Annotated in this window: 11 protein-coding genes and 1 tRNA gene; 8 read left to right on the top strand and 4 right to left on the bottom strand. The window is 39.7% G+C overall.

Annotation, left to right across the window (positions count from 1 at the left end; translation table 11 throughout):
- Nucleotides 1-19 precede the first annotated feature (19 nt).
- Both hypA and hypF read right to left on the bottom strand, forming a co-directional pair.
- Nucleotides 20-361, bottom strand: a complete 342-nt coding sequence (hypA, locus tag AC0UMU_RS02830) for a hydrogenase maturation nickel metallochaperone HypA (RefSeq protein WP_009317261.1) — start codon at nucleotides 359-361, stop codon at nucleotides 20-22.
- Nucleotides 362-365: 4 nt separating this feature from the next.
- Complete coding sequence (hypF, locus tag AC0UMU_RS02825) at nucleotides 366-2,630, bottom strand: carbamoyltransferase HypF (RefSeq protein WP_278716512.1); 2,265 nt, start codon at nucleotides 2,628-2,630, stop codon at nucleotides 366-368.
- A gap of 110 nt (nucleotides 2,631-2,740) precedes the next feature.
- Between hypF and AC0UMU_RS02820 the strand changes: the two genes are divergently transcribed.
- The 8 genes from AC0UMU_RS02820 (at nucleotide 2,741) to AC0UMU_RS02785 (ending at nucleotide 11,124) form a co-directional block, all read left to right on the top strand.
- Nucleotides 2,741-3,004 carry a HypC/HybG/HupF family hydrogenase formation chaperone gene (locus AC0UMU_RS02820; protein ID WP_009317263.1) on the top strand — a complete coding sequence of 88 codons (264 nt, stop codon included), beginning with the start codon at nucleotides 2,741-2,743 and terminating at the stop codon, nucleotides 3,002-3,004.
- Entirely contained in the window at nucleotides 2,994-4,070 is a 1,077-nt protein-coding gene (gene hypD, locus AC0UMU_RS02815) for a hydrogenase formation protein HypD (protein ID WP_009317264.1), read from the top strand. Before AC0UMU_RS02820 ends, hypD begins: the two co-directional genes overlap by 11 nt.
- Nucleotides 4,071-4,081: 11 nt before the next feature.
- Nucleotides 4,082-5,122 carry a hydrogenase expression/formation protein HypE gene (gene hypE / locus AC0UMU_RS02810; protein ID WP_009317265.1) on the top strand — a complete coding sequence of 347 codons (1,041 nt, stop codon included), beginning with the start codon at nucleotides 4,082-4,084 and terminating at the stop codon, nucleotides 5,120-5,122.
- Between the two features lie 15 nt (nucleotides 5,123-5,137).
- Nucleotides 5,138-6,322 (top strand): hydrogenase small subunit, encoded by a 1,185-nt coding sequence (locus AC0UMU_RS02805; protein WP_009317266.1) that lies wholly within the window; start codon nucleotides 5,138-5,140, stop codon nucleotides 6,320-6,322.
- Between the two features lie 12 nt (nucleotides 6,323-6,334).
- Nucleotides 6,335-8,053: a nickel-dependent hydrogenase large subunit gene (locus AC0UMU_RS02800; RefSeq protein ID WP_009317267.1), complete on the top strand. Its 1,719-nt coding sequence runs from the start codon at nucleotides 6,335-6,337 to the stop codon at nucleotides 8,051-8,053.
- A 14-nt stretch (nucleotides 8,054-8,067) separates the two neighbouring features.
- Entirely contained in the window at nucleotides 8,068-8,862 is a 795-nt protein-coding gene (gene cybH, locus AC0UMU_RS02795) for a Ni/Fe-hydrogenase, b-type cytochrome subunit (protein ID WP_278716517.1), read from the top strand.
- 158 nt (nucleotides 8,863-9,020) lie between these two features.
- Complete coding sequence (locus AC0UMU_RS02790; protein ID WP_195596049.1) at nucleotides 9,021-9,479, top strand: hydrogenase maturation protease; 459 nt, start codon at nucleotides 9,021-9,023, stop codon at nucleotides 9,477-9,479.
- Between the two features lie 394 nt (nucleotides 9,480-9,873).
- Entirely contained in the window at nucleotides 9,874-11,124 is a 1,251-nt protein-coding gene (locus AC0UMU_RS02785; RefSeq protein ID WP_009317270.1) for a multidrug effflux MFS transporter, read from the top strand.
- 67 nt (nucleotides 11,125-11,191) lie between these two features.
- On the opposite strand, the gene AC0UMU_RS02780 is transcribed toward AC0UMU_RS02785, so the two are convergent.
- Both AC0UMU_RS02780 and AC0UMU_RS02775 read right to left on the bottom strand, forming a co-directional pair.
- Nucleotides 11,192-11,263 (bottom strand) — tRNA-Met (locus AC0UMU_RS02780).
- 223 nt (nucleotides 11,264-11,486) lie between these two features.
- Nucleotides 11,487-13,304 carry a glycoside hydrolase family 2 protein gene (locus AC0UMU_RS02775; RefSeq protein WP_278716519.1) on the bottom strand — a complete coding sequence of 606 codons (1,818 nt, stop codon included), beginning with the start codon at nucleotides 13,302-13,304 and terminating at the stop codon, nucleotides 11,487-11,489.
- Between the last annotated feature and the right edge of the window lie 110 nt (nucleotides 13,305-13,414).

The following is a 13,414-nucleotide window of genomic DNA, read 5'->3' as shown; positions in this document are numbered from 1 at the left end:
TATGTTATTAGTTTACAATTTACTCTATCAACAGAGATTTAAGTCTAAGTTCCCGTCCTCGCAAAAATTCTATCTCATGAGAATAGCAACGAGGACACGGATCAAACATAGACACAGGAGAGAAACGTGTCTTACAATCTCGACAAACTGCCAATGATCTTATTTCGACAATACGAACTTTAGCTCCTTCCAATATAGTATTCTGCATAGCGATACTCATAGAAAATTCTAAAGCTTCGATATTGACACCGGCCATTTCTCCTATTTCCAACTCCAGCTCACTCACTCGAGTTGCATTGCTTTTTTCAGCCTCTTTTATCGCTAAATTAATAATGCTCAAAGCGATAGATAATTCATGCATAATTTTATCCTCTTTTTTTTAAAGCAGCAATATAGAGCTGTCCAACAGCAATTGCTCCATCATTACAAGGTATTCTCGATGACAAATAGTAGGATATCTTTCTGTTCGCCAACTGTTTTATTAACAAATTCGTAAGCCTTTTGTTCTGAAAAACACCGCCGGAAAGTACGACAGTCGTCAATCTCTCAGTTTTTACTTTTTGAATAATAATATTTAATAACATGGCAGATAAAGTATTATGGAATACCGATGCTATCTCCGAAACAGGTACAGATAATCTGTAATCCTTCAAAATTCCATCAAAAAGAGACCGAAGATCAAGCGGATTATCAGAATTTATCGGATAACAACGGGATATACCATTCTCAGCTATTTGTTCCAACAGTGCTGCAGCTTCAGCTTGATAAGTATTTTCATCACAAATTCCCAAAAGCGAAGCTACGGCATCAAACAAACGTCCGGTACTCGATGTCAGAGGAGTATTGACACCTTTTTCTATAAGCATCTCAATCTGCCGTATATGAGATTCGCCCAATCGTTCGATGAACGTCTCCGGATAATCGGCCTTACTACCATATATGCTTTTCAAATAAGAAACAGCCATTCTCCACGGTGATTTCGCTGCCGCATCTCCTCCGGGTAACGGTACATAAGGCAAATGAGCGATTCTTCTATATTCCGACTGATTACAACGAAAGATCTCCCCACCCCAGATGCAACCATCATCTCCATACCCTGTCCCATCCAAACAAACAGCTATAACATCCTCAGTCAAACCGTATTCTGCCATTACTGCCGCAGCATGAGCATGATGATGCTGCACGCGTAACAGCGGAATCTGAAAACGTTGTGCCAATTGCAACGCCAACTGTGTAGAGAAGTAATCGGGATGTGCATCACAAACCAAATATCGAGGAGTGAATCGAAATAAAAGACCGAATTTATCCAAAGCCTCCCGATAAAAAAGATACGTTTCCCGATTCTTTAAATCTCCTATATATTGGCTCAAAATAATCTCCGTATCTTTTCCTAAAGCAAACATAGATACTCGCTCTGCCCCCAAAGCTAAAATACCCTCAGTATCAAACTTTAAAGATAACGGTTCTGGAGTAAAACCTCTTGAACGCCGAATTATTCGAGGCTGTTCCCCTACTACTTGAACAATAGAATCATCTACCCGATTGGATATATCTCTATTGTGTTCTACAAATAAATCTACTTCTCTAAGTAAATCGGATAAAGCTGCATCATTATCTGTCAGTATAGGATTATCCCCTCGATTACCGCTTGTCATCACCAATGCTTTCAATTCGGACGAAGCAAATAAATGATAATGTACAGGCAAATAGGGCAACATAGCACCTACAGTTTTATATCCGTCATTAATTCCTGTACCGATTTTTTGTTTTTCTTCCAGTAAAACAATCGGACGACGCCAAGAAGAAACGATTTCTTTTTCCAAAGGCAAAATATTCAGATAATGACTTAAAGTCGGAACATCCGGAAACATTACTGCAAACGGCTTTTTATATCTTTTTTTAATTTCCCGTAAACGACAAATAGCTTTTTCATTTTCTGCATTGCAAATTAAATTGAAACCTCCAAGACCCTTCAACGCAACAACTCCGCCTTGTCGCAAAACCGCCGCCATACGAGAGAGTATCTCTTCATAATCAACAGTTTCATAACCATTCTTCATAAACAAATGATAATGTGGCCCGCAATGGTTACAAGCAATAGGCTGTGCATGAAAACGGCGATCCCGAACATCGGTATATTCAGCTTCGCATTCCGGACACATCCGGAATACCGACATTGTAGTTCCCGGTCGATCATAAGGGAGCGCATTTATTATTGAAAAGCGCGGTCCGCAATGGGTACAATTGATAAACGGATACCGAATACGATGCGGCTGTGAGATTAAATCTTGCAAACACTCATCACACACGGCAATATCCGGGCTTATACGAGTAATATGATTATCAACCTCCCGACTGGGAGCAATAAAAAAATCGGGTAAAGGCTTTGATACGGGTTTTTCAAGAACTGTAACAGTCTCGATCTCTGCCACATCCGGCTTATGAGTCGTTAACCCCTTGACAAAATCATCTTTTTGAGAAGGTGTCGCTTGTATCATTACGAACACTCCATCGTTACGATTATCGACATAACCGTGCAAGTGCATATCAGTGGCAAGACGGTACACAAAAGGACGAAATCCTACTCCCTGAACCAAGCCTTTAATGTGTATATTATACTGACTAATCATTCTTTAATATTTGATTGTGAATAAACAAAAACATATTAAAATTTGTTCATAAGGAAATTCTCAAAACTAACCCGAGTAAAATTTAAACAGTCTCTAAAACTTCAAAATATATGTGTTTAGCAATTCCCGGTAAAATAATCTCTGTAGAAGTCCCTGAAGACGGAGGATTGAAAACCGCTGTCGTAGATTTCGGAGGAATACTCAAAAATATTTGTATCGAATGGGTAGAAGCTACTCCAGGAGAATATGTTCTTGCTCATGCAGGAGTCGCACTGACAACAATCGATATTAAAGAGGCGGAAGAAACTTTAAAAGATTTCGAGATCATAGCCTGTCATAATGAATCTATAAATCCGAAAGACCATGTTCAATGAATTCAGAAATCCCCAAAAAGCAAAAATATTATTAGAGGCCATACATAAGATAACCCGTCACTCATGGCATATTATGGAAATATGCGGAGGGCAAACTCATGCTCTTGCCCGCTATCGCATAGAACCGCTACTGCCTAAAGAAATAAAACTGATACACGGCCCGGGATGTCCTGTTTGCGTCACTCCGGTTTCCATTATCGACACTGCAATACAACTGGCATTAAAAAATAATGTTATCTTTACTTCATTCGGGGATATGCTCAGAGTTCCGGGCTCTCGGCACGACTTACTCGAAATCAAATCTCGAGGAGCGGATATACGGATCGTATATTCTCCTTTAGATGCGTTACGCATAGCTTCGGAAAATCCGGGACATGAAATTGTCTTTTTCGGAATAGGATTCGAAACAACAGCTCCGATACATGCTCTTACTATTCTCGAAGCTTATAGAAAAAAAATCAGGAATTTTTCGGTATTGACATCCCTATTTACTGTACCTCAAGCCATAACAACTATCGCCCAAGACAAAGAATGTACTCTAAACGGTATTCTTGCCGCCGGTCATGTATGCGCCATTACCGGAACATCCGAATATGAAAAACTGGCAAAACATTTGAAACTATCTATCGCTGTTACCGGATTCGAACCCCTCGACTTACTATTAGGAATATACACCTGCATTGATCTATTAGAAAACCGAGAATATACCGTAAAAAACGCGTATAGACGAATAGTAGCCTATGATGGAAATCCTAAAGCACGACAAGAAATCGATGAAGTTTTCGAGATTTGTAACCGAAAATGGAGAGGTATAGGAGAGATCGAAAAAAGCGGTTATCAAATACGCAGCAAATATGAACAATACGATGCCTTAAAACGTTTTAATATAAAAACCGATAATAAAAAAGAGGCGTCATCATGTCAGGCCGGAGATATTATGAAAGGTAAAATAACACCTATGCAATGTAAGCAGTTCGGCATTTACTGTACTCCCGAACATCCGCTCGGTGCTCCTATGGTCTCCTCAGAAGGTGCATGCGCAGCCTATTATCGTTATAACATTTAATCAAAAAAATAATGAAATCGGCACAATGTCCCATCCCTAAACAACGATATGATCGAGTATTGCTCGGTCACGGAAGTGGCGGTACACTCACTCAGTCCCTGATCGACGAAATATTTTATCCGGCATTCAGCAATCCGTTTCTTCAACAACAACATGATGGAACAGTATTACCGCTAATGTCTCAGCATATTGCTTTTACGACCGATTCTTTTGTTGTTTCTCCATTATTCTTTCCCGGAGGAAACATTGGTGACCTTGCTGTAAACGGGACAGTAAACGACCTTTTATGCTGTGGTGCAACTCCGCTTTATTTGTCTGCGGGTTTTATACTGGAAGAAGGTCTTCCTTTGGAAGATCTGAAAAAAATTGTAAAGACAATGGCCAAGGCAGCAGAAAAAGCCGGAATCACGATTGTCACAGGAGATACCAAAGTGGTAGAAAAAGGTAAATGTGACGGAGTTTTCATCAACACGAGCGGTATCGGATCTATACAGAAAAATCTCCGAATATCTCCTAAAAATGCGACCGAAGGAGATATTGTCATAGTCACAGGTCCTATCGGAGAGCACGGTGTCTGCATTTTATCAACTCGTGAAAATCTCGGATTCGAATCTAAAATAAAAAGTGATACTGTCGCACTGCGTAGCATGGTAATGAATCTGCTCTCAGGTATTCCCAACATCCACATGTTACGAGATGCGACACGAGGGGGAATCGCCTCTACACTAAACGAAATTGCCGATACGGCACAAGTCAGTATAGCTCTCGACGAATCAAAGATTCCCATCGAAGAGCCTGTACTATCTGCATGTGAATTACTCGGATTAGATCCGCTTTATGTTGCTAACGAAGGCGTATTGCTGGTTATTCTCCCCCCGGAAGAGGCCGAAAGCGCTCTACAAATCATAAAAAACGATCCGAACGGAAGTAAAGCTGAAATTATAGGTGAAGTAGTAAAAGGTACACCCGGAGAAGTATATTTAAATACGGCTCTCGGATCTTCACGGATCATCGGCAGACTATCGGGGGAGCAGTTACCCAGAATATGTTGAAGATTAAATAAGTATATGGATATGGAAGCAAAAAGTTTTTATCAGGAACTCATGGATAAAGGATATTCGCGCCGGGACTTTCTCAAATTCTGCGGAATGATGGGTGCTATGCTCGGACTACAAAGTTCAGGAGTAGCACAAGTCGTAGATGCCCTGCAAAGCAAACCGAGAAAACCCGTTTTGTGGTATCACTTCCAAGAATGTACCTGTTGTAGCGAATCATTCTTGCGTTCATCCCATCCTCTGGTAGGCCAAATTCTATTAGAAATGATTTCTCTCGATTATTCCGACACCTTAATGGCTGCAGCCGGAGAACAGGCCGAAGAAGTTCGTCACCAGGCCATGAAAGATAATTACGGACATTATATCATGATCGTAGAAGGTTCAATTCCTTTAGGAAGTCCCGGATATTGTACCATAGCAGGACGTGATGCCAAATCGATATTCGATGAAGGCGCTGCAGGAGCTGAGGCTATTATAGCATGGGGAAATTGTGCATCTTCAGGGTGTATTCAACACGCCTATCCCAATCCGACTAAAACAGAACCTGTTCATAAAATATATTCGGGAAAGCCCATTATCAATGTCCAAGGATGTCCGCCTATTGCAGATGTCATGGCAGGCGTCATTACTTATATCTTGACATTCGACAAACTTCCCGAGTTAGATAATATGGGACGCCCGTCTGTATTTTACGGACGACGAATACATGACACTTGTTACCGCCGACCAGCCTATGATGCAGGATTATTCGTTCAATCGTTCGATGATGAAAACGCCAAAAAAGGTTATTGTCTCTACTATATGGGCTGCAAAGGACCCAATACATTCAACTCTTGTGCTGTAATCAAATGGAACAACAGCATCAGTTACCCGATCCAGTCGGGACACGGTTGCATCGGTTGTGCCGAACCTAATTTCTGGGATTACGGCCCATTATATAGTCACATACCTTATGTTCACGGTATAGGAATAGAAGCAACAGCCGACAAGATAGGAGCTGGATTAAGTGCCGTAGCTTTAGGCGGAGTTCTGGCACATGCAGTAGTTACCAATATACAAAAACACAAATTGATCAAAAATCAAATGGATGATCTGAGTATAAATGAAGAGGATTTCGACAAGACAGAATCGCATCTGAAAAATGAAAAAGAGAAAATAGAACAAAAAATAAAAACAGAAGAAACAGATAAACTGTAGTAAGACATAGCTATGAGTACACGAGTTGTTGTTGATCCGATTACCAGAATCGAGGGTCATTTAAGGATAGAAGCAGATATTGAGAACGGTATCATCAAAGATGCCTTTTCCACTGGTACAATGGTACGCGGCATTGAAATTATTGCACAAAACCGTGATCCGAGAGAAGTCTGGGCTTATGTAGGACGTGTATGTGGAGTATGTACGTCTATACATTCTCTGGCTTCGGTCAGGGCTGTAGAGAATGCGCTGGGAATCATTATTCCGCCGAATGCGGAACGTGTACGAAGTCTCATGCAAATAGCACTTACAGAACAAGATCATGTAGTTCATTTCTATCAATTACAGGCTTTGGACTGGGTAGATGTAGTTTCAGCGCTCAAAGCAGATCCCAAAAAAACATCTGCTATTGCTCAAAGCATCTCGGCATGGCCGAAAAGTTCGATAGGTTATTTTACGGACATACAGAAGAAAATCAAAAAATTTGTTGAATCCAGCAAACTCGGAATCTTTGCAAACGGATACTGGGGACATCCGGCATACAAATTGCCTCCGGAGGTTAATCTGTTGGGAGTAGCCCACTATCTGGAAGCTCTGGAAGTACAAAAAGACATAGTAAAAGTACAAACTATTTTCGGAGGTAAAAATCCTCATCCCAATTATTTAGTCGGGGGAATGGCGTGTGCGGTCAATATCAACGATCCCAATGCCATTAATCTGGAACGCCTCAGTTATGTAGCCGAAATTATTCAAACAACTCAAAATTTCGTCCGACAAGTTTACTTGCCCGATGTACTTGCTATTGCATCCTACTATCCCGAATGGACAAAAATAGGAGGTGGATTGCGAAATTACATTTCATACGGGGACTATCCCACGGGAAATTATGGGGAACTAAGTACTTACAAAAGTCCGAGAGGAATCATCATAAACCGAGATCTACACCATATCGAAGATTTCGATCCTTATGCAATGGATGGGCTTCAGGAATATGTAAATAATTCATGGTACAGTTACAGTGAAGGTAAAGAAGTCGGGCTGCACCCTTCTATCGGAGAAACGAATTTGGATTATACCGGTCCTACCCCACCCTACCAATATCTGGACAATTCTCAACCTTATAGTTGGATAAAGACTCCACGTTATAAGAACCGACCTATGGAAACCGGACCTTTGGCTCGAATGATTGTCGGGTATGCTTCCGGTCGAGACGATTATAAAGATTTGACAGATCGCTGTTTAAAGCAACTAAATGTTCCCTTTGAAGCTATGTATTCAACTATCGGACGGACTCTGGCCCGTGCTATGGAATCGAATCTATTGGCTGACTGGATGCAGGATTTCTATATTCAATTGCTGCAAAATATAAAATCGGGAGATTATCGAATGTTCAACAATATATATTGGGAACCTTCTACTTGGCCTCAAAAAACTCAAGGAATCGGACTGGCAGAAGCCCCTCGCGGATCGTTAGCACATTATGTCAATATAGAAAATAAACAAATAAAAAACTATCAGATGGTAGTCCCGACAACATGGAACGCCTCTCCAAGAGATACAAAGGGACAACGCTCCTCTTTTGAAGAATCATTATTGGGAACTCCCGTACATGATACTTCAGCTCCATTGGAAATCATACGTACCATTCATTCTTTTGACCCGTGTATGGCTTGTGCCGTACATCTATATGACGAAGAAGGAAAACATATACACCAGTTCGACACTCTATAATAAACCAAATAGTCATGATCAGTAAAAAAGCTCATCTAAGAGAAGTATATGTATGGCAGTTACCCGTCAGAATTTTTCATTGGGTAAACGCATTCGCCATTACAATATTATGTATTACCGGCTACATTATAGGAGATCCTCCAGCGATAATGCACGGGACAGCACCAGAATTTAATTACTGGTTCGGATGGGTACGGCTGACACATTTCATAGCCGCATTTATTTTTATAATCAACTTTTTGGTACGCATTTACTGGTTCTTCGCCGGAAATACATTTTCCAGGTGGCCTAATTACATACCTTTGACTAAAAAACAATGGAGAGGAATCTTCGAAACGACCAAAGTGGATGTTCTGTTACTATCTCCCAAACCGGTTTACGATATCGGACACAACAGCCTCGCCGCGTTTACTTATTTCGGACTATTTCTCATAATGATCGTACAGTCTATTACCGGACTGGCAATGTTCTATGTAGACTCCGACAGTATTTTAGCTCCGTTTTTCGGCAAACTGTTAATCATTATGGGAGGATTTTATCCGGTAAGGGACATACATCATATTCTCATGTGGGCGTTTATCCTATTCGCCATTGTTCATATTTATCTGGTATTTTACCACGATTATATAGAACGGAACGGCATTGCATCATCGATCATCGGCGGCTGGAAATTTATAGACGAACGTCTCGTAAAAGAATATGAAGACGAACAAAGAACAAAATACAAGATCGTTCTTAAAAAAGAGAAAGAAAAATTATTGAAGAAGGAAATCGAAATAAAAGAAAAATCCAGACAGGCTCTTAGATAAAAAACAAGAAACTGTTTAAGAGCCTGTCGTCTAAATTTTTATTGGGACATTTCTTTAATACGATCTTTCCTTGTTGCAATATGAAGATCTTCAAATGGCTGAGATTCATATTTGCTACATCTCAAATAGCATAAACAGGTTCTAAAAAAATCCGAAAAATGAAAGATATACTTATTCTGGGCGTAGGAAATCTGGTTTTAAAAGATGAAGGTATAGGTATTCATGTTATAAACCGATTAGAAAAAGAAGAATTACCGCTGGGGGTCGATTTGTTGGACGGAGGCACAGGCGGTATCTTCTTAATCGGTACTTTACAACAGTATAAACACCTGATATTAATAGATGCGACTCTCGATAGCCGTCCGGCAGGTACTATCCGCCACTTAAAGCCTAAATATTCTCATGACTATCCTCTTTTGCTAAGCGCTCATGAAATAGGCCTGAAAGAAATGATCGATGCCATGATTTTACAAGAGCAAATTCCCGAAATCGATTTATTAGCAATATCGGTTCAAGAAGTCAGAGAAATAGGAATGCAATTATCTCCGAAAGTCGAAGATGCAATTCTTGCAATTATCAATAAAATTCATGAATTAATCAAACAAATAAAATCATGAAATGATCTGCCATGGAAAAACAGGAAGAAGCTAAATGCATCGTAAATTTTACTATCCACCAAACTGCATTCAACTATTTTCAGATTGATTATAATATAGCCATCCGCATTCATATCAAACGATATCGAATAACTTGTATCCGTAAAAGGTGTTCGTACAAAATAAATATACCCTGCAAGAAATAGACCGGTTCTGGGATCTCAATATCTTCAAGCCGAAAGATCGATTCTTCCGGCTTTTATCCCCCTCTAATAACCTTTTGTACAGAAAAACAAGTTAAAGCCACATCTTGTTATTTCTGACAAAAAAAGGTTAACACAAGTAACATATTCTCCTCACAGACAAAACATTCTTGGTAATTTTGCAATGGTTTTTAATTAATAGGAGATAATATATGAAAGAGAATAATTCTAAAGCATTTTTATTGATTTTGTTAGGAGCTCTTACAGCCTTCGGTCCTTTGGTAACCGATATGTATTTACCGAGCCTTCCGACTATGACAGGATATTTCGATACAAATTCGTCAATGGTACAACTCGGACTCACATCAAGTATGATCGGGTTAGCGATCGGGCAGATTTTTTTCGGCCCGTTAAGCGATAAATACGGACGACGACCGCTATTGCTTATTTCCATGTTACTTTTTATCGTTTCAACCGTATTCTGTATTTTCTCACCGAACATAGAAAGCTTCATTGCTTTCCGCTTATTGCAAGGTATAGCAGGATCAGGAGGTATTGTCATTTCCCGGTCAGTAGCTACCGATAAATTTTCGGGACAAGATCTGGCAAAAGCCATGGCTATCATCGGAGCTATTAACGGTATAGCTCCGGTTGCTTCTCCGGTATTAGGCGGATTTCTAACTGATTCTATCGGCTGGAAAGGTATTTTTATAATACTGTTGATCATCGGTATTATTCTTCTGATAGGAAATTTTCGTTTTAAAGAATCTCTACCTAAATCGAACAGAAAACAGGAGAATATCAAAGGATTATTATGGGGATTCGGGAAAATACTACATAATCGTCGTTATGTTTTCTATGTGCTCCAAATGGGATTCGCCATGGGGGTATTATTCGCCAACATATCTTCATCTCCTTTTATCATGCAACAACACTACGGTTTCTCAGCCTTTACATTCAGTCTGTTTTTTGGAATAAACGCATTATCCATCGGAATAGCAGCAGCATTATCTATAAAATTTAAAAGTCCCGAACATGCCATTTTCTTTGGTTGCATAGGAATGGTCATTTTCTCGGTAATCGAATTTATCGCTCTTAGCAATAATTGTTCTTTCATTATTTATGAAACGCTGTTATTCTTCTTACTCTTTACTATGGGACTTACCTTTACAGCTTCTACGACTTTGGCAATGGACAGTGAGCGACAAAATTCAGGGACAGCCTCTGCACTATTTGGAGCTACAGGGTTTGCGTTCGGCGGTATCGTGTCCCCTCTTGTCAGCATAGGAGATATTCTCCCGACCACAGGACTAATATTTCTTTTGTGTTCTTCATGTTCTTTAGGATGTGCGATAATAGCCCTGAGACAAACACATCCTCACTTATGGATAAACGTCAAAAGAAAGCTAAAGCCGACAGTCCAGTTCATATCTGCCTCTAACTCTAAAGGGAAAAAGGAATAAGTTAAATGCTAACCATTATAAAACAAAATAGGTCGATTCTATGATAGAATCGACCTATTTTGTTTAGTTGCGGGAGCCAGACTCGAACTGACGACCTTTGGGTTATGAGCCCAACGAGCTACCACTGCTCCACCCCGCGATATTTGTGATTGCAAAGGTACAAAAAATTTCATACGATACAAATTTTTCAAGACTTTTTTATAATCATAACTATTAATAAGAATCTGCAAGAACTATTTTAGGATAATCTTGCAGATTCTGACAAACTGACTCAGTAATTATTTATGAATAACTATTACATGAGTTTATTCGGTCTATCAACCTTAGTTTTTTCTAAAAAGTCCAATTTTGAAACTACCCGCTTATCTATTTAAAGACTTACAAATACGATTATTAATCTCGTTCACCCGTTTTTCATCTAATTTGATTACTCTACGGTCATACGTTATCAATCCGTTGACTTCAACCTCTACATCCGTTGTCTGAGTATAAACAGCCGCCGAAAAGCCTTTGAAAATCAAATCGTATAATTGATCGGCATATTTTAAATACTCGTCTGTCGCCTCTTTTGAAGAATTGAACTGAATATATCCCCAATTACGGTCAGGTTCCCACAGATGACCTTTTATAATAAGCCCTATTCCACCATATTCACCCAGAACCGTAGCCCTCTGTGCATCATACAAATACAAATCAGGAGTAGGATAATTATGCAAATCGAGCATATCTCCGCAGGTAAAATGGTTACCTCCACTCGCCGGATTTACCAAACGTGTAGGATCATACCGTTTTGTCCATTCTGCAATCTCGACCGTTTTGAATTGTCCCCAAGCTTCATTAAACGGTACCCATGTACTAATACAAGGATAAGAATAAAGATAATCGATAATCTCTTTCCACTCTTTTCGATAACATGCTTCAGACTCGGAAGAACGATACATTTCAGGCCCTTCATAATAACTGCGGTTTTGCCATTGTTGTCCACGATCGCCATTCGGCATATCCTGCCAGACAATGATGCCCAACTTATCGCAATAAGCATACCAACGTGCAGGTTCGACTTTGACATGTTTTCTTATCATATTAAAACCCATATCCTTCGTTTTCTGAATATCGTATTTCAAAGCTTCATCGGTAGGAGCTGTATATAGTCCATCCGGCCACCAACCTTGATCCAATGGACCGAACTGGAACAAGGGCTGATTATTGAGCCTCAGCCGAACAATTCCTGCGGCATCACGCCCGACAGAATATTTACGCATAGCTGCATAGCTATCAACCTGATCTAACACTTTATCGCCATTCTTCAAAGATATTTTCAATGTATATAAAAATGGAGAATCAGGACTCCATAATTTACTATCTTGAGGCATAGATACAACGAGCGGTTCTCGGTTAATACTTCGGGCAGTCGCAATCAGTTTAGATTCATCATAAACTTTTACTTCAATCAAATCTTCATCAGAAACCACATTCCGGTCGACTTCTACAGTCAGCAAATGCTTATCGATATCCGGTGTAATACGCAATTTTTCTATATATTTCTCAGACACCGGCTCTAACCACACCGTCTGCCAAATTCCTGTAACAGGGGTATAATAAATACCTCCGGGATTTTTTACTTGTTTTCCTCTCGGTTGATAACCATCATCCGTAGGATCCCAAACCTTCACCATCAACTGATTATCACCTTTCGCTACAAGAGCTGGGGTTATATCAAAAGAAAAAGGGGTGAATCCTCCCGTATGACTACCCACCTTTATACCATTTACCCAAACATCAGCTTTCCAGTCTACAGCACCAAAATGAAGCAGGATTTTTTTATTTTTCCAAGACGAAGGAATATTAAACATTCGGCAATACCATAACTCCTTCTCCTTCCCAACAGTTTTCCCGACACCGGATAAAGCCGATTCGACTGCAAAGGGGACTAATATCTGCCCGTCAAACTGCTCCGGGCAACTTTTTCCGACATCCATTATAGCATACTCCCATAGTCCATTCAAGTTTTTCCATTCATTTCGTTCCATAATCGGACGAGGATATTCCGGTAAAACCGAAGTCACATCCACCTTTTCTGTCCAAGGTGTTACAATCCTATCTCCTACGGGTTTCCATTGAGCATGAATATTCGTAAAAATACAAACCAAGATCGTACAAATAAAAAACGTCTTTTTCATGATATAACAATTATTTTTTGTTTCAACAAAGGTAGGATTTATGTCAGGACAACAATAAAAATATTTTTTCAATTTATAGAAATATCGGTGCAAAAAACGAGATTAATTGT

Source organism: Coprobacter fastidiosus, assembly GCF_982245605.1.
The sequence above is the reverse complement of the archived record's forward strand: the minus strand, read 5'-3'. Positions and strand labels throughout refer to the sequence as shown.